The organism is Spirosoma sp., assembly GCF_026391055.1.
Classification (GTDB): domain Bacteria; phylum Bacteroidota; class Bacteroidia; order Cytophagales; family Spirosomataceae; genus Spirosoma.
This window is the reverse complement of sequence record NZ_JAPLET010000003.1, coordinates 1-17,825: the sequence shown is the minus strand read 5'-3', so window position 1 is coordinate 17,825 and position 17,825 is coordinate 1. Positions and strand designations below refer to the sequence as shown.

19 protein-coding genes are annotated in these 17,825 nt (G+C 46.1%); 7 read left to right on the top strand and 12 right to left on the bottom strand.

All coding sequences use genetic code 11. From position 1 onward, the window contains the following. Window positions 1-59: 59 nt before the first annotated feature. Entirely contained in the window at window positions 60-392 is a 333-nt protein-coding gene (locus tag NT073_RS00300) for a response regulator (protein WP_366107204.1), read from the top strand. Window positions 393-843: 451 nt separating this feature from the next. Beyond that, entirely contained in the window at window positions 844-1,434 is a 591-nt protein-coding gene (locus NT073_RS00295) for a hypothetical protein (protein WP_297366969.1), read from the top strand. 114 nt (window positions 1,435-1,548) lie between these two features. On the opposite strand, the gene NT073_RS00290 is transcribed toward NT073_RS00295, so the two are convergent. The 4 genes from NT073_RS00290 to NT073_RS00275 form a co-directional block, all read right to left on the bottom strand. Further along, window positions 1,549-2,394 carry a hypothetical protein gene (locus NT073_RS00290; RefSeq protein ID WP_297366966.1) on the bottom strand — a complete coding sequence of 282 codons (846 nt, stop codon included), beginning with the start codon at window positions 2,392-2,394 and terminating at the stop codon, window positions 1,549-1,551. A 487-nt stretch (window positions 2,395-2,881) separates the two neighbouring features. Continuing rightward, window positions 2,882-3,445 (bottom strand): hypothetical protein, encoded by a 564-nt coding sequence (locus NT073_RS00285; protein WP_297366963.1) that lies wholly within the window; start codon window positions 3,443-3,445, stop codon window positions 2,882-2,884. A 161-nt stretch (window positions 3,446-3,606) separates the two neighbouring features. Next, on the bottom strand, window positions 3,607-4,053 hold the full coding sequence (locus NT073_RS00280) for a hypothetical protein (protein ID WP_297366960.1): 447 nt from the start codon (window positions 4,051-4,053) through the stop codon (window positions 3,607-3,609). A gap of 54 nt (window positions 4,054-4,107) precedes the next feature. Then, window positions 4,108-5,256 (bottom strand): hypothetical protein, encoded by a 1,149-nt coding sequence (locus NT073_RS00275; protein ID WP_297366958.1) that lies wholly within the window; start codon window positions 5,254-5,256, stop codon window positions 4,108-4,110. A gap of 147 nt (window positions 5,257-5,403) precedes the next feature. Between NT073_RS00275 and NT073_RS00270 the strand changes: the two genes are divergently transcribed. Next, window positions 5,404-6,249, top strand: coding sequence for a hypothetical protein (locus NT073_RS00270; protein ID WP_297366955.1), 846 nt, complete (start codon window positions 5,404-5,406; stop codon window positions 6,247-6,249). A gap of 39 nt (window positions 6,250-6,288) precedes the next feature. On the opposite strand, the gene NT073_RS00265 is transcribed toward NT073_RS00270, so the two are convergent. Then, window positions 6,289-6,990: a hypothetical protein gene (locus tag NT073_RS00265; protein ID WP_297366953.1), complete on the bottom strand. Its 702-nt coding sequence runs from the start codon at window positions 6,988-6,990 to the stop codon at window positions 6,289-6,291. Between the two features lie 374 nt (window positions 6,991-7,364). Here NT073_RS00265 and NT073_RS00260 point away from each other — a divergent pair, with 374 nt between their 5' ends. Together NT073_RS00260 and NT073_RS00255 are read left to right on the top strand one after the other, a co-directional pair. Continuing rightward, window positions 7,365-8,744: a hypothetical protein gene (locus NT073_RS00260; protein ID WP_297366950.1), complete on the top strand. Its 1,380-nt coding sequence runs from the start codon at window positions 7,365-7,367 to the stop codon at window positions 8,742-8,744. Window positions 8,745-9,081: 337 nt separating this feature from the next. Further along, window positions 9,082-9,573, top strand: a complete 492-nt coding sequence (locus NT073_RS00255; RefSeq protein WP_297366947.1) for a hypothetical protein — start codon at window positions 9,082-9,084, stop codon at window positions 9,571-9,573. 676 nt (window positions 9,574-10,249) lie between these two features. On the opposite strand, the gene NT073_RS00250 is transcribed toward NT073_RS00255, so the two are convergent. Further along, window positions 10,250-10,456, bottom strand: a complete 207-nt coding sequence (locus NT073_RS00250) for a hypothetical protein (RefSeq protein WP_297366944.1) — start codon at window positions 10,454-10,456, stop codon at window positions 10,250-10,252. 114 nt (window positions 10,457-10,570) lie between these two features. Here NT073_RS00250 and NT073_RS00245 point away from each other — a divergent pair, with 114 nt between their 5' ends. Then, window positions 10,571-10,702 carry a hypothetical protein gene (locus tag NT073_RS00245; protein ID WP_297366941.1) on the top strand — a complete coding sequence of 44 codons (132 nt, stop codon included), beginning with the start codon at window positions 10,571-10,573 and terminating at the stop codon, window positions 10,700-10,702. Window positions 10,703-11,226: 524 nt separating this feature from the next. Continuing rightward, a complete protein-coding gene (locus NT073_RS00240) occupies window positions 11,227-11,655 on the top strand; it encodes a LytTR family DNA-binding domain-containing protein (RefSeq protein ID WP_297366938.1) in 429 nt (142 codons plus the stop codon). 191 nt (window positions 11,656-11,846) lie between these two features. Here the strand turns inward: NT073_RS00240 and NT073_RS00235 are convergent, their stop codons facing one another. The 6 genes from NT073_RS00235 to NT073_RS00210 all read right to left on the bottom strand — a co-directional run bounded on the left by NT073_RS00235 (window position 11,847) and on the right by NT073_RS00210 (window position 17,356). Continuing rightward, entirely contained in the window at window positions 11,847-13,373 is a 1,527-nt protein-coding gene (locus tag NT073_RS00235) for a serine hydrolase (protein ID WP_297366935.1), read from the bottom strand. Window positions 13,374-13,533: 160 nt separating this feature from the next. Beyond that, window positions 13,534-13,968 (bottom strand): hypothetical protein, encoded by a 435-nt coding sequence (locus tag NT073_RS00230; protein WP_297366932.1) that lies wholly within the window; start codon window positions 13,966-13,968, stop codon window positions 13,534-13,536. Window positions 13,969-14,163: 195 nt separating this feature from the next. Continuing rightward, window positions 14,164-14,577, bottom strand: coding sequence for a PH domain-containing protein (locus NT073_RS00225; protein WP_297366928.1), 414 nt, complete (start codon window positions 14,575-14,577; stop codon window positions 14,164-14,166). Between the two features lie 414 nt (window positions 14,578-14,991). Continuing rightward, window positions 14,992-15,597, bottom strand: coding sequence for a TlpA disulfide reductase family protein (locus tag NT073_RS00220; protein ID WP_297366925.1), 606 nt, complete (start codon window positions 15,595-15,597; stop codon window positions 14,992-14,994). A gap of 38 nt (window positions 15,598-15,635) precedes the next feature. Then, window positions 15,636-16,004, bottom strand: coding sequence for a hypothetical protein (locus NT073_RS00215; protein WP_297366922.1), 369 nt, complete (start codon window positions 16,002-16,004; stop codon window positions 15,636-15,638). Between the two features lie 434 nt (window positions 16,005-16,438). After that, window positions 16,439-17,356, bottom strand: a complete 918-nt coding sequence (locus tag NT073_RS00210; protein WP_015333068.1) for an alpha/beta fold hydrolase — start codon at window positions 17,354-17,356, stop codon at window positions 16,439-16,441. Window positions 17,357-17,825: the final 469 nt, after the last annotated feature.

The window sequence follows — 17,825 nt, the reverse complement described above, 5'->3', positions numbered from 1 at the left end:
GATGAAGACGACCGCTTTTTGGTTGAAGCCAGCTTCAACCAAAAAGCCCGGAGTGTCGGCTGAAAGCCCTTTTTAATGGCGAAGAGCTCCTGCTAGCGCTAGAAACGAGTGTTGCTTTACCCACCTTGATCTTGCTCGATCTTAACATGCCGTTTATGGGTGGTTTTGAGGCCCTTCGTTTGATGCGGCAACAGGCAAGGTATGACGCTGTGCCCGTTGTTATCTTAACAACCTCCGATCAAGCTATTGACCGCCAAGAGGCGATAGCTTTGAAAGCGGACGGCTTTATTACCAAACCCGCTACGGTGGAAGGGTTGAACCAAGTGGTGCTTCACTTGCGCCAGGCGTGGTTAGACGGTAAGTGTGTCAGTGTTCAGAGCTGTAAAAGCTAAGTGAAGTGAATGGCAAAGTACAGCGCCTGGTCATTGATTGAGGTAGCCGGGGGTTGTCCTTTTTAAAGGGGTCGTATGCTACGCATAGTCATTAACAGATATTGAAATAACTGACCAATTAACCCCCGCATCAATGAGCAGATGCATGACTACTTTGCCGTTTCAGGCAGGAGCCCAATCATGATCGTCCTTTGTCTAAAGGAGGAGGGTATTTTAAGACTTCAAGGGTTAGGACGGTTAACGCCAATTACATTCTGTCAAGGTAAAGGTAGCAAGTGCACTAGAATTGATTCAGTCAAGATGAGTAGCCCTTGTGGCGTCAATCAACGTCTAACCATTCATACTGTTCAGCTACCTATAAACCTGTTTCTGTTGGTGCCCAACCAGGAACGGTGTTCCTTTAGGCCAGCTTAATTCTGAGAGATAAGTAGACATGGAGCAGCCTTACCCAATGGATTCCTTGAAAGTAGCCCAATCCGACATGAGCAGCACCTACCGAAATGGGGCAGTGGGTGTGCTGGTATCGGGACTGGTATGGTTGACAGCAGCCCTTGTCAGCTACGGCTTCTCTCCCCGCCAAGCCATCTGGGCTCTACTGGTCGGTGGCGCTTTGATCCACCCTATCAGCACACTGGTCATTCAACTACTTGGTGGGACTACTTCGACCCACAAAGACAACCCGTTGGTTCGTCTGGCCATGGAGGGAACCCTGTTTATGCTGATGAGTATTCCGCTCGCCTATGGCCTTGCCAGTCTGCATCCGAGCTGGTTCTTTCAAGGCATGTTGCTGATCATCGGGGGCCGCTACTTAACTTTTCAGACGCTGTATGGGAACAAACTATATTGGCTATTTGGGGCCGTTTTAGGCGTATCGGGCTATGGGTTATATATTACCAATACCCAGCCGATGGTCACCTTGCTCACCGGCGGAATCATCGAAGTCGGTTTCAGCGTGCTGCTGTTTTATGACTTCTTGACCAAGAAAAAAGCGAGGGCTGCCAGCCTGTCTTCGTTGGACACGTTTATCCCTAAATTACCGTAACGGATGATGCCTGGCCCCGAGCCGGTCCATAAAGTTTAGATACATGAAGATTCGTCCGTCTCGTTAAGAGGAGCGTATTTTGAGATTTTATTCAGTCAGTAACAACGCGTCAAGTTAGCGCAGCACTCCCGCTCCGTAGCATCGCGGACACGAACTGAAAGATTTATAATCCTTACCTAAATAACCGTCAGGCTCCTTGCCGGAACCATGGCACAAATCACAAACTTTTGCTTGGTATTTGTTGCTTTGGCCCGATGACGTACCATCGGCTGCCATCAATCCAAAAAGCATTAATAAGAGCAAGGCACCGGCGGCCTTATCGGTTTTGGACTTTACTTGAGCTTGGCTTGTAGATTGTTTGGGTGTCCGTTCCTGAGTGCTAAATACAAAATACGAATCCAGAGTGCTTGGAGATACGCGGAAGTATTGTGTTTCATTATATACTGAAGCTCCGTCTGAATAGAAAATGTTAGCTTTATTAGTCTTGCGTAATACCTTTTTTAGGTGTTCCTGAAAGGCATCTGAGTTACTGAATTTTAACGCTTTGCCGTTTAAGTCTGTAAAGTAGCTATTTTCAGGAATGAGGTTGAAAAACATCTTATTGTTTCCACTAAATTCATACTGACATGAAATAAATGAATCATCAAACTTAAAACTTAGAAAGTTCTCACTACTAAATTGAGCGGTACTTAAAAAGTAAACCTGAACATCACTTGGATAGACCACTCGCTTGGAACCATAATAATCATCATCTCCCACTTCTATATAGGTAGCTTTAAGAACATTTTCGTTGGTTTTCTGAACATTGACAATTGATTTTTTAGTAGTTGATAGCCAGGTTCCGACTAAACGCTTGTCATACTGATTCGTATTGGTAGAGATAGGAACATCCGTATTCAGGGCGCAATTTTCTAGCAGCTTTACCATTAAGGTAATTAGTAAAAAAGGTGCAATTTTCATACAGTGAGGAGATTATTGGTTTAGAACTTATAAATTGATGGAGACAAATGGTAATGGTTACCATTAGAATATTTTGAATTGGGAATGGCAACTTCAAGCACATGCCTATTTTCAACGTACAACAACTGCCAGCTAATTAACCATTTAGAGTTTGGTTCTTTTGTTCCTAAGCTTAAAAGTACAACCGCCGGTTCATCGATTGACCAAGGGCAAATTCAACTTTAGGTTACTTGTTCGCAATGGGAAAAACACCCGTTTTGAATACTATAAAAATCAGCGTTTTTGCAAGACATATATTTTAATATCTGTCAAACGCCATCAGTCGTATACGGTGAACCGGAGCGGAATAGTTGTTAACAGGTTATCTTAAAAGAAGCAAGGTGAACTGAGATAATCTGTTGGCAGAAAAGCCTTATCTGTTGAATCTAAATAAGGCTTTAACTTGCTGAAAACAATGCAGGTGTAGTCACCCTTTAATCGAGAGGTTTTACGGTTTATGCATAGTTCTTAAATTGATCTTAGAGACCTTTTCACCCGGCACAAATACATACAGCGTCTTATTTGTGCCCTGCTCCGGTATTATTAGTCGAAAGGAAGTGTGAAGAAAAATTCTTCTAAAGAAATCCTCCATATCGGTATTGCGCGCACCAGTCTGGGTATTGACACATTCACATAGCTCAATTGAAGTACCTTGTTCGTCAACGTAGTAGGTCTGATTATACTTTCCTCTATCGAAATATGAAAGGTACTCCGGATAATCCTCCTGAACCTGCTTAAGAATACTTCTCCGAACCCCATCATCCAAAACAGTTGCTTTCCACACACCCTTGTACCGAATGTTACACTCTTCTCGTTTTTCTCCACTCTTTTTGTACTCGGAAATCACATAGGTAAAAGATGCTTCGTTAGGCTGGGAATAGGTCACTGTAATCGTATACTGTTGATTAAAAAGGCCGCTTTCAGCCTGTTTGTATGTCCATGTGCCCAAATGAAGGGATTGGCTAAAGGAAAGCGCTGGCATCACAACCAGTGCGAATAGTGTATTTTTCATAGTATAGTATGTATTTTAATAGTAGACGATTGCTTACAATAGTTGATTGATAAATTTTACTGTAATTCATTGCCGTCGGAAGCAAACCCAGACTGAATGAAATGAAGTGAGGAAGTTGACGATTTTTGTACGATTTGGAACATCAACTCTGTTCCGATTCATCAGCGTATTCGACTAACTATCAAACCGAAAAATCCGTCTTTAACTTCTTCAAGCATCTTATACGGTTTTACTTTGAACTTATAAATACCTGAACTGGCAGGTCGGAATGTACAGGCAGCGATATTCTTATCATCAGGGTCTTTAGCAACTTCGCTGCCATATTCGTTCAGCACATAAAGGTCAATGTCTCTGATGCGGTTATCGTCACCGATGGCTATCACACGATAACGATTGTCAGAGGAAAGGTGTAGACTCTGAGTCGCCGAGCCATCACGTGTTACGTAATCAATCATCACAAAGAGAACCTGGTCCGTATCGTTATTTTCCACAACATTAGTAATTTCATTCACTCTTTCGCGAACCCGTCGGGTGGAAACCTGCGCTTCGGCGACACTAACGTAAAGTATTATTAGAAGAAGTATCAGGATAGGGTTGAATAAACGCATAGCTTTTAGTACCGAAAAAGGTTGGTCGATGAAATAGTTGTTGTGTGGTTAGAATCAATGGCATCGCGAAAAATCCCATTCGCGCGGGTCGATCCAGATAACGTCATTAGTTCGCCAGACGGTTGTACCGGGAAAGTTGAATTTGTTAATCTCAGTGTCACCGTTTCTGAACATGTCGGCAATGCGAATTTTAAACCGGCTATGGTCTTCATTAAGATCTTCCACAAAGGCTCGAAATTTATACTGGGCTTTTTCTTCGTTTGTAAATATCCAGATCGTTGTCGTACTGGTGCCGTCGGCTACCATGCAGATGTTATCACCCCGCACCCATGATCTGGATTCACGAAGCCGCCGTTCGTCCTGGTCTCGTTTCACTATCGCCCGGTTTTCTTCTAATCGTTTTACTTCTTCCAGATTTCCTTTTCGGGCAGCTACTGCGTTACGAAAAACCGGCCGGGCGTTGGGCCAGTCGCGCTGAAACAGTTCGCAATCTTTAATAGTGCCCCGCATAGCTTCGTAATATGCCTGACATTCGGCCCACATCGCCCGTACTTCGTCGATGTGTTCACCAGACGGGTACGTACTGAGGTAGATAGTATGTGCGTCCATGACGCCTTTTAGTACGTTCTGGTAGGCTGCTATCTCGGCGCGTTCGGCAGCTTCGCGTCGTTCGCGCTCGGCCCGCTCCTGCAATTCACGCTCCGTGCGCTCATAGCTGGTTATCTGATTGCGAGGAACAATCAGATAACCAGTTGCCGTATTCTGACTGTATTTTACGTAGTGCTGCCCGGTCTGACTATTATATTTACGCAACCACTCATCGAAGCCGGTTTCGCGAACGGCTTCGGTACGAATCGAAACGTTGCGTTTCGAAGCAGCTATACCAATAGTTAACCCCAGACCCACCGTCCCAACCATACCACCAGAAATCCGTCTTGAACTAACGTCTTTCTGAGTCGAAATTTTACCCGCCTGGGTAGGGGGTGGCGTGGTAAGCAGAAAAATGCTGAGTCCCAGTAATCCGCCTGTGTATAAGGCAGTTGGGAGCGATACCCGCTTTTTTCGCACTTCGTAATACGGTGAAATCCGTTTAGCTGAGTTATGTAACTGAGCCAGTTCAGTGGCCTTTGGTTTCGACGTAGTGCACGAGACCTGCGTGGACAAGATGACGACGCCAACCAGAAGTAGTGATTTGTTTTTCATGGACTGTGGAAAACAGTTAAAACCGACCAGAAACTTACTTTAACGTAATGAGCTGCGCTTGTTAATTTGCTGTGCAAATTTGCCCGGCTGTTTTTTTTGCATCAACCCTATGATAGGGGTGATTTACCGCTGAAAATAGGCCTGGTTATGAGCCACAATCTATACGAAGATGAGTACCTGGGCATTCGGCAGTTTATGGCCCAGATTTTCCCCGAGCCAACTAAACTGCGACTGATGGTACCCGCCGAAGTACAGGCGCAGGAACTGGAGCGGATACGAATTGGCTGCCGGGCTGAGCAGTTTGCCATCGTCACCAATTTGCTTACGCTCTCAGTCGAAAAGGCGTTCGGGTTAGAGGAAATCGGCTTTGCTGATACTACGTTCTCGTTTCGTCAGTATTTACGCTGTATGTCCAATCCTGGGCATTTGCGCAGTAGCATACTTCTATCGAAGCAGATATTTTCCTTGTTGAGCGAACTACCCCAAATGCAGTTTCTGAAACCACGTTTCATTGCTAACATTCCGATGCAGAAGGCAAATGGCGAAATTTTGCTGGTAAAACGTACTCTCTCGCCCTGGCAATACACCAGCACAGGATTAATTACCGAATATTTGTCTGAATTTCAGATTATTAAACCCTACGAAGGCGAACCAATGAGTCCTCGCTTTCTTGATGTTCCCACCCATCTGAAGGCGAACTTTTACAAAGCCGTTTACCAAATTTTTGCTAACCTATCGGCTCAGAAAAATCCGTTTACGCTGCGGGAGTTGGATTTAATGCGGATATATATTTCGCAGCCTGCCCGTAAACGCCCTTCCTCTCAATTCATCGCCGACTATACCAACTTACGTGTACTTACGGTAAAGGAATATAATAAATCAATTCTGGCGAAGGCCAAAGGACTCTATGGGGAAGACCTGCCAGTTGAGACGGCGTTTGACGTAGCTATTTTCCTACATAAGAATGGACTACTTCCCCCACAGAATCCCTGATTTGGATCAATTTTGATTGTGTTCGATCACACAGCTCGCTTAGCCGTCCGCAACGTTCGAAGCGTTGCTAATAGATGTTTTTTTATACCGAGAGAGACGTAATACCAAATTTTTCGGAAGAAGAAATCGACTGACTAATAAATTGGTTGCCCGGAGCGGTAAACTGTTTAATGGACCTGCGTAAATCGCAACCAGTTGATCGGCTTTTGTGGATAGTGTGGTACTAGGTAGAAAACCAATGAATATGTCAATGGGTAGCAGCAAGCGATGGATTTTTCGGATACTCTTCAGGACCGACCCACCTAGTAAGTAACGTTTGCCCATTCGTCGACCAATCCTCCACGAGTCGATCAGCATACCAGCGTAGAATATTGCGGTAAAAATCATGGGTAACTTCGCCTTCCATATACAACTGATTTCGAGCATCTCTTCCTCACGCAGGCCCTTGTCGTTCAAAATAGCGTTGCTCATGGTCGGTGTGAATAGCATTAAATAACGCAGAGGGTTCCATTCCGATACATTGATAACATAACCACCGATAGACCGGGTGCCCCAGAAGAACATGGCAACATAAGCATTGCTCAAATAGTCGCACGATACTTGGATTCCTTTTGATCGTTCGAGAAACTCCCGTTGGTAAATCAGTAATGCAGCATGATCGGTTGGGTTAAGAACTACCCGATAAAAAGGCAAAAATCGGCTGCTTATAAGCAGAGGGACGATGGTTAAGAGCGTAATCATGATTGCATTTGCTTAGGGTTAATGTTTATGTAAGTATATAGTACTAACAATTAACCGACTGATAACCAACCGGAAAGACACTTTGTGTCCGCAATTGCTTTGATGTGTGAAATATATTTTCTTTATTTTTAAAAATCAAATTTTTGCGCAATTTTTATAAAAATTTCACATTTTGTTTCTTATATTTCAATTTTCACATAAAATTAGAAAATACATTTTATTATCAATAAGTCAGATAAATATTGTTTTGATGTTAATTTTACCGTTATTTGACAACTAATCTAATGTGAGATATGGCATTCACAAATGAAGAAAAATTGGCCATCTATCTAAGGCATTACCTTGATAAGTCGCCCATGAAGCAGAAGGATTTCGTGGACAAAGCGAATAAGTTTTCGCTTAAGTCAGATGAAAAAACGAATCAGCTAAGTGGACAGGATGACAAGCCAGTTGAAAAATTAGATCCCGCTGTACTAAATCGTATCCTCAAACACCGTACGAAGGCTCGTCCTGAAACGCTATTGGCCATCTCACGGGTAGTCAATGAGCGAGCAGACGCTTCGATAGATGATTTATGGGCAAAGGTTAACGCCGACGATATTCCGGGCCAGGATGAGTCAGGGCTACTTTTGGCGTCTAGTTTCGCCATTTGGGCGGCTCAACTGCTGGCAGCCATGGGTATCGTCGGTGAAGATGGCCGTTCAAAAGTACCACCCGGCATCAAATTTGCCTTTTCAGCTCGCAATGAGCAACCCCATTGGATTGAAAATTTAACCAGTATTAATACCCTTCGGGAAAGTATATCTGATGTCAATAACGTGTACGTTGCTGAGGATCTTGAGCAGTTGGTTAAGGAGGGTAAGATCGACGGATTTTTCATGTTGCGTGATACGTTCGAGTCTATATTTCGAAACATGCCCGAAGAAGAAAAACCAATTCGCGTATGCCGGATATCCGATGGGTACGGAACGTACTGCTACCTGATTGGAAAGAAAGAAGAGTTTGAAAAATTCGAACCTTTGAAAGAACCGAGTGGGCGAAATAGACCTTACTACCCCGATGCTTACTATTCTGTTGCTCAATTAGATTACCTGAACGACCAGTTTACTAAAAACCATCCGCACATTTACCATTTTAACAATACGACCGTAAATAAGCACCTAGAGGAGTACTTAACGTATCCTAATGTTCGTGATTCATTACAGTTAGGTTACACGACCAAATCGTTTAGCTTAAAGAAGGCAGAGAAATCAGAGAAGGCAGATCATATCGTTTCGCTAGACAGTATGAACGCTTTGCTGAATAGTATGATGGAAACTATTAACAAACCGAAAACTATAATCGCACTAGTAGGATTTGAGCCTATCCTGAACAGCATTTACCATAAATTTCTGGTCTCGCTACCCAAAGATATCCGCGAGCAGGTCAGGCACGAGTATTTAAACCTATCGAGATTAATTAACAAAAAATCAACCTACAACTTGTATTGTACGTCGAAAGCACTTAACGACCCGTATAAACTTGCTAAATTGAACGATTTTGTTTCCTTAATAAAGAAGCAGCAAAGCTTTCACAGCTTGATCAACAGTACAATTACAGAGTTGCTTTACCCACGGAATGATGCTATCAGACGGCCCGAAGAAGATGAATTGAATCATAATCGAATTCTACGCAACGATGCAGACCTCTCATTACGTAATAGTGCCCTGGATTTCATCGACTTGGCCTCACGTTTGTTAGTTGATGCGCTGTGATATACGGGTGATTAGTTCAGCACAACTTTCTTGTGTTTTAGTTTTATCATCTATCTTTTGAACATACGTCGAAATTTTACTTCGTTTGATTAACTATACCCAACATTGAGCAAAGAATAACTAGTAGAATAACATATCTTCAAACGCCCCATTTTTGAAGCAGATATCTGAACGATCCTTCGTACAAGCGGGAGCCAAAACATGAACACTCTTATGTCTCGCTGAGGAGCCTTTTGTGAGATGATGGTTCAGCATCGGCAAACTAGTCTCCGCAGCACATGACTCAGATGAACTAGTTTTACCCGACAAGAAATCGCAGATAATCTGTCAATCGTATATGACTCGGTATCTGCTTAACAACCTGAATAAACCGCTACAGATGAATATACGGATTAACCCCGACGAACTGAACGCGGTGGACCAGTATCTTCACCAGGCCAGCCGTGACCAATTACAACAGCAGCTTCGCTACGCGACGTATTCCAGGCAGGAATTAATCCTTGTTTTTCCCGCCATCCGTAAGCTGCTGGACTTTGGGGCCAGCCAAAACAAAACCTTGCCCCCTCAGGCCATCCGCCACAACTATGCCGCTATGCACCAGGCTGGCCAGGACAACCCCCGCTACACCTTTATGCTCGTGCTGACCCACACCCAGGTTCTGAAAGAGCTGCTGGCCGCCTACAGACTTGCCTGGAGAGCCTCCCGTCGGCAGGCGGCCAATTCCCGTTTCATCGAGCAGAAACAGAAGCGTGACTGGCTATTTTCGCTGGCCATCGCGGACATGAGCGAAGCGCAGTACCGTCAGTTTCGCCAGCTCATTGGCGGTTAAGCGGGCGATTTCAGGCTCGCTGGTCACCCTTGCCGACAGGTTCAGCCTATGGCCCTACCCGCACGCAGGGGCTGAAAAAGCCAGGGGCCTTCCTAAAAAAACAGCCATTAACCAGCGGTTAATGGCTGTAAGCACGCACCGTAACTTAATCTACATACCACAAAGGCCTACACAAATGAGTTAAGTAGGGACTTAACATACCCGGTGAAGGGAGGGTTAAAATGAGCCGATTTACGGAGAAGACTACCTCGCAGCGGCCTGCACTTACTGCAGCTTTGGACTACCTTCTTCTTTAAAAACGCCCCTATCCTTTGACTAAAGAAGTGAGCGTATCCCTACAACTTCTCCAATCGTTTCACACGGGTCCCCTGGAGCTCGAACCCTCAGGGACCCTACCCGGGCGTAGGGACAACGCGCTTGTTGATTCCTATCGATACGTTCTGCCTAAGCTGACCGAAAAGATGATCAACGCTGCCCGATAGATTCACTCCGCCCACTCGCCTGGCGGCTTGTTGCCCTGGATAAAGGGGATAAAACCTCTGTAATCTGATCCGGGCCGTTCAGTCCTAACCGGCTATCGTAGCCGCCACCCGTGCCCCAAGTTCGCATCCAGATTCAAATACACCTTCTCAGGCGGGTTGGTGAGTTTAGGAGCCACGGGGAAAGGTACTCCCTTCTAAAAGGAGAATTCGATACGCTCCCCCGAGAGGGGCTCAAAGTTATCCAGCACAACGTCAGTGGGCAGGGTAGCCAAGTTGACATTCCAGGTAGCCGTTAGCCGCACGAGCTGCTTTGGCGCTGATTTACTAAAATTCAGGGTTAACGCGGTAATGGAGGGGGCTCCCCCATAATAGGGAATCTGCCCCCAACCGTGGCGTACCACGATCCAGCGTAACTATTGCCTTTACCATCGGTAGCCGTAACTACATTTTTAGTGAATACAAATTTGTACCCACTGTAATCGGATGTATTCTCGCTAAATGATCGGTAGTAGGCTTTGACCCGCCAGGTGCCGGATGGCATTACCGGGCCCAGGTCATTGATGGGCGTGGCTGCGGGTGTTAAAACGGGGAGTGCTGTAGGGACTGGGGTGGGCGAAGGAGACGGAGCCGGATTGGGCGACCCTTGACGAGCGCCAATGATCGGATTAACAATTTCCTGTGAGCGGTTGCAGGCGAGCGCTCACAAAGTGAGCAAAGCGGATACGGACACGATAATGAATTTCATCTAGTAATTAGTTAAGGGTTCTCTGGCAAATACGGGTGATGCTTAGTTTGGGTTGCGTGCGGGGCTTTTTTTATTAAGTATTTTTACGCATATTGCCTGTAAGTACATGAAAGGTTATCGGCCAGCTTCCATCAGGCTGCTGATGAACTAGGCCTAAGGCGACTGTAGCCAGGCGTTAAGCGGGGGTGACTGGCAGACGGGTGCCAGTCAAGTAGCCGTTGAGCTGAAGATTTCAGGGCCGTTGACCAGCGGCCCACCGCAGTGGTCGATTTTGTAGCACCCCCGCCGGGAAGCGGTCAACTTAAGGTGAAATCACCCCTTAGCCGAATCCGAAATCTGCTGATCAACCCTGCCGAAATGTCCAAGTAGACATAGACATTACAGCGGCATTGACCAGCGCACAAGTCCTGGGTGTTGATGAAGGCGATGAAACCGATACAACTTGATCAGGGACGTTTAGCCCTTCCCGGCTATGGCACCCCCCAACCGGTGGCCCAAATCCGCTGGCTGGAAGGGCAGGGTAACTATACCCGAATCTATTTGAGCGGGCAAAAGACCCCCTTACTGATTAGCCGGACTCTGAAAGCGTTTGAGGCGCCGCTACCGGAGTTTCTGCGGGCTCGCAAGGGGGCCTTGATCAACCCCGCTTACGTAGAGGCCGTCAGCCGGATTAACGCCAAGCAGATGAGCTTAACCTTGCTTGATGGGCCGCTCATCCGGGTGGCTCGGCGTCGGATCGAGGAGATGGCCACCAAACTGGCCCTTGCTCCTGAGAAGCCGATTTCGGATCGGATGCAGGCCGGTCTAACTCAGGGATACCCTTATCCCGAAAACTTACGCAAAGCCTACTGGTAGGAACCTCAACCCTGGCCCGCCCGGCTACCGTGTCGGTATCCTTTTTCAATTAGACAACGAATAGACATGTACGGGTAGTCCTTGAGGGTTAGTCCAATAAAGGTCTTGTTTAAAAAAGCAGGTGCGTAAACTTCACTTGTCTCAAGCAGGAGCGATTTATGAGAACAGATAATTACAAAAATTGACAACCGCTAAGGGGTCTTACTTAACTGGGCGATCTGGTTGGCCGCGTTCTGGTTCGTTGCATCCAGTTCCAAAGAGCGCTTATAGTTATGAATGGCGTTAGCCTTATCTCCCATCGTCGCATACGCTTCGCCTAAGCTGTCATAGGCGTTCGCGCTTTGCGGATACAACGACACGATCAGGTTAAAGATCGCCAAAGCCTCTGGCCCTTTTGTTTCGCTCAATAAGTAATAGCCCCAACTATTCAGTTGATCCCCCCTCAAGTGGAACGATGCATTTTTCTGCTGCAACATTTTCGCGATGGGGATTGCTTTCGCAAAGCCCTTCTTGAGTAGTTCGGTCCGTAATGTTTTAAGCGAGGGGGAGAGGCCAAAGCCGTTCGCCTTATGCATTTCAGGGTAATAATAGCCAGCAATCTCGTCAATAAACCACTCGGGATTGGCCCCCTGAAGATTAGTCAGTACCACAATCGACAAGTTATCCCTGGGATAGACAAATAACGCCGACCGCCCACCACCCACGGGAGCAACGGCGGGGTGTTCATCTCGGGTGACCGTCGGCCAACCCAGCGCGTACCCATTGGTCAGCTCATTAAAACCACCCACTTGGCCATTGTTCAATCGAGCCGGTGTCCATAGGGCTTCCAGGCTTTCTTTCTTTTTAAGCAGCTTACCGGACTGTAACGCCATTAGCCAATGAGCCATGTCCTGAACTGTGGACAGAATACCCGTGGCCGTTCGGAAGAAGGTGGGAAACTCCGCGAAGCCAACACCAAGCGGGTTTTTCGCATCACGAGCCAGCCATTTACCGTTCACATTTCTTAGTTTAGTATATACCCCCGCACTATTCGGAATGACATCGCCCGAGTCACCAAATCGTGTAAAGTTCATGCCAACTACCTTAAACTGATTGTCGTCAATAAACTGGATGAAGGGTACGCCGCTTACCTGATCAATGATTTTGCCTAAGATAACATAGCCGGTTTGATTGTAGCTAAAGCGATCACCGGAAATGAATTCAAGGGGTAGCGCTTTTACAGCTAGCCAAGCAGCTTGTTCTTGTCCCCCTCCAAGTACGTGTTCATCCTGATCAATAATATTAGGTAAGCCGGATGTATTAGTCAGTAATTGCTGTATCGTTAAGCTTTGCCAAGCCGTTGGTAGGCTATCTATGTACTGCGTGATAGGCGTATCAATTCGTAGTTTTCCTTGTTCAGCTAGCTGCATAATCGCCACGCCAACAAAGGCTTTAGTGATTGAATTGATAGAGAATACACTTTGATTAGTCGTCTTTATGTTATGCTCGATATTGGCCAACCCGTAGGCACTCAATTGATTAATCTGGCCGTTGCGAAGGATGGCGAGTTGAAGTCCAGGAATATGCCTCTCCCGCATTTGTTGGTGGATAAAAACATCAATGCTGTCTTTTCTAGATTGGGCTAATACTTTGAAGAGGACTAAATTTAAGATAACGATAAGCGCAACCCGCACAACCCGCAGGTAATTGGCTGGCACACGAATAAGAAAAAGGGCCATTAGCGTTCTTTATTTAAGGTACTTATCGATCGTAGCATGTGCTTATAGTGATTATGGTCGCATCTCGCCTTTTCGTAGCTTGCCCTGTGATTGAAAGTTTAACCGGTTGGTGCGACCTGATACGCTTGCTGATGTGTAAGTGCCTGGCAACTAGTTCATCTTATCGCCGAAGTAGGAACTGGCATTTAGTCGCTACCCCTTTGCCATTAATGGTGCCTGGATTCCAGCGTGGCATCGAGCTACCCACCCGGGCTGCTTCTTTTTTCAAGGTTGGATCAGCATCATAGGTTGGGACTAATTCGGTGACTTTACCGGTTTCATCAACGGTAGCTGTCAACCAAGTCTTTCGACCTAGTTTAATCGGCGTTTGTGCTTTCTCAATTTGATGGAGAACAAACGCATTTAGCTTGTCTTCCCCGTCTGGGAAAGAAGGCGGAGACTGTGTTTTAATGATAGGTAAAGGGCCATACGTATTATAAGTAATAATGGGTTTACCGCCATTAAGTCCGCTTTGGGCAAGTAAATCTGACCCAAGAGCGGCCAAAAATGTAACACAAAGTAGGAATGACAAGGGTAGATTTGATTGGCTAGTCATGGTTTTTATGGTTCTTTTTTAGGAAGATGCCGCCAGTGATCAGTTGGTTGCCTACCTCGACAAAAGTATTTACTAGCACTTGACCATATTAATCCCGCGTCACGACAAATGTCTGTTTTCGTCTGTCTTATTTAGTTTCGAATTGTGATACGGCTATCGCCAAAGTTACTCTAAGCTCTTCCTCAATGCTTATACTTATACCCTCTTTAGCCGAACTTCAATGTCGGGATTTTGAGCGAGCAGTTCAGCGATAAAGCCTGTTTTGTCCTCTGGAGAGAGGAGCACACTATCGAATCGATTATAGATTAATTCAATTCGATCCAGCGAGAGAGCGGGGGAGCTAATGGGGTTTCGGGTTGCGATGATCTTTTTGATGGATGCAATGGGCATCTCTTTGTGAAAGAAAAAACCGGATTGAATATTAAGGGTGTTTTTGTCCAGTTTATAGCGTGTTGTCCTAAACAAGTGCAGGATCAGTAGTGAAACCACCAGGATAATACCGACTCCTTCCCAAAGCCCTTGGTAGGCCATCAAGCTACCCAAACCAACAAATAAGCCAGCTAAGGGAGTCGCTAGCTCAAGTCCTACTTTAGATTTATAGGTTTTCATCGATTGCTCCTTTTCATCGTTTTGAATAGCACCACAGGAGTAAGATAGGGAAAAAGGCAATAACAACGCAGCTATGAATGAAGTATGGTTAATGATTCGTCTCCTTCGGGAGCGATTTATGTAAGACGGTAAGTTCTTAATATCTGTCCAGTGCAATCTGTCGCCTACGACCTGTTGTATAACTAAAGTGGCTGCGGTCCGCCGCTGCGGTTGCAAAAATCAACAGGCCTGCAGCCAGGTATGCCATTTTTGCCTTGTAAATAGTGATAAATTGGCAACTAAGCTAAGGCCGCTACACTCATTCTAGACTTTTGCAACCGCAGCGGCGGACCGCAGCCACTAACTTTATGTTAAGTGATTTATCTTATTAAAGGACAGCTTGACTAGTATTGAGAAATATTGCTTTCAGACAATTTACTGGATGATTAAACTGTCTAGTTTCTTCATTAGGTTTAGTCGATGATGGCGTAACCCACTTTCTGACGTCTCAGCCCCTCTTTGCTCAAAAACTAACTGTCCATTTTGATTGTAAATTCGGGTGGTTGGTACTGCTTCGAACTTGAACAGATGCTTCAAAAGGGTAGCGGCTTTTCGGTCACTTAGCCGAACACTGCCGTTTTCTATCTGATAAGGAGAGTTGGTGCCAATCAGTACAGGTAGGGCAAGTTGTTTGAGGCCTGAATGCACAAATACTTTTCGGTAGATGTCGGCACTATCAGAGGTAGACGAAAAGCGAATCAGTTCCTGATTCGTATTCAGAGCTAAGGTCAATACAGTCACTCGCTTATCGAGTTTGTAATGCTCATACACACTTTGGAGCTCCGGTAATTCTTTGAGGCAGGGGCCGCAGAAAATTGACCAAATAGTTAAGAGGGTGACTTTATGTCTAGACACCGCCTGTAGATCAATGGTATCCGCTCTGAACAGTTTGGCCTTGAAATTGGGGATTTCTGTTTCTGAGTGGTTTTGGCAACTAAAGAATATCACAAGTGAGAGAACTAGCCAGTATAATCTCCTCATCTAATCTGTTGTACAAGTGAGCATTATGTTAATCCAGCCTATTTAACAGAGGACAAATACAGGTAGTAAATCTGTTCTCCCCCCAATCGGGGAGCGACTTTACCCGACGTAGTTCTGTACTCACCCGTAAACGTAACCTCTTTGCCAACGGTCTGATAACTGGTCGGCAAGTTGCAGGTTAAGCCCGTCCACTGACTATCAATAGTTCCTGGGACATGATAGTTGATCGTGTACACCCCTATATCCTGTCGATACCCAATGATGCCTTTCAGGTTCTTAGCCTGATGACTGACCGGATTATTGTCAAAGCAACCAGAATGAGCCGATGCGGGTACTGGCAACGTGTCTTTTTGACAAGCTACACTCACACCAATCAGTAGCGTACTCAGTAGATAACCAGGCTTCATCGTAGTAAAGTCAATCCATTTCATGACAGATTCCCCCAATCCCTCAAAGGTTGTAATTAAAGCTCTGGAACTGTGTAATCACTTGTATGTTAAATACTACATTCTATAAGACAAAAAAAAGTACTGTCTTACAGATGTAAGACATAAGCAAAAGTCATAATTAGTCTAGGGAAAGAGTGTTTCAAATAACTCCCATTTTGGACGCAGATGCATGAACACTTCGTCGTCTCTGAAGGATGCTAATTCAAGAATGATTACTCGTCTCACTAAGGAGCATTTTACGAGACGAATATTTTTTAATAACCGTCAACTCTAGTCAGTAGCATACGGGGTTGATCTGGCCAGGACTAGTTTACAAAAAAGACTGACTTTGCGCCTGAGAAGGCCGGGTCAGTCTTTTTTGTAGCCTCGGATTTCTCTCTCGTCGTCCGAGATTACCACCTGGCGCTGCGAAGTGCCAGAAACAGGCCCGCCACCACAACGGCGACACCTACACCAATCAGTACGTTGTTTGGGTGCTTCACCTCCACTGGGGCCTCAGTCCGCTCCGGTTGAGCCTGATACGTTCCGTCGGTCACGTCCAGAATCAGTTGTATTGCTTCTTCAGGAACGTCGAGTTGGGGAAAGTGACCCGAGTTGGCGAACCAATGCAGTTGCGCATCGGGGAACAAACTTAGTGCGAGCTTCGACTGACCGGGCAGACAAACCAGGTCCCGGCGTCCCCAACCAATAACTAACGGCTGTTGAATGAGACCCGCCGGGGCACCCTGCTGTTTTTCGCCATGGGCCAGATTGTCCAATAGTTCGTTGAATGCGGGCGTGGGCACAAACGTTCGCAGTTCCTGTAGCGCTACCGGAGCGGGGATTTTCCAGGGAGCCGCCGAAAACTGAGCGAACAGCAAGGTCCGGCCAACGGGGTTGCCGGTCAGCAAAGGCAGTGCGGGTTGTAATGTGCCGACGAGCTGGGCTGATAACCGCACGGAGTGGTAAAAGAACGGAATTTCCCAGCCCTGCCAGAAACCACCCGGGTCGAGCGACACGACGGCCCCCAGCACCCCGCCCCGCCGGGCTAGTTCGATCACTAACCGCGCGCCCATCGAACTGCCGACGGCGTCGATGCCCGTCAGATTATTATTGGCCAGAAAATCGGTCACGGCGTCGGCAAGGGTACGAATGGAGGTCTCGCCCGTCAGGGGCGGTGTGGCTCCGAAGCCGGGTAAATCTACCGCGATAACGTCGCGTTTGGTGGCCAGGCCGTCGATGATCAGATCCCACGACCGGTGGCTGCTACCAATCCCGTGAACTAAGAGTAAGGGTGTGCCGGTGCCTCGCCGGACGTAGTGCATTGTCATGGGTCCTTTCGGTTTAATGGATCGTTTTGTCAGGTGACAGACCCGCTGACTCAACTCCGATCAGGACGCGTTGGTTTTAAAAGTGATTCCGGGTCAGGTTTGATGGGCGGACGATTTTGCAACTCGTCCATGTTTATACGTAGGTCTGAACTGCAAAACGGGCCAATATGAAAATAGGGAGTTAGAAAACTCAATATTCGACACAGCTTAGCTTATTTTGATTGTTTGACCAAGTTATGTGCCTTGAAATAGAACAAAATAAGCTGTATTCAGCGTGTTAATCCAACAGTAAAGTAAAGGACCGTTTTCTTTACTGACTATTAAAACTAGCGATTTGTGATACGGCTATCCCTAAAGTTAATCTAAGCTCTTCTTCAGTGCTTATACTTATACCCTCTTTAGCCGAACTTCAATGTCGGGATTTTGATCGAGCAGTTCAGCAATGAAGTCCATTTTGTCCTCTGGAGAG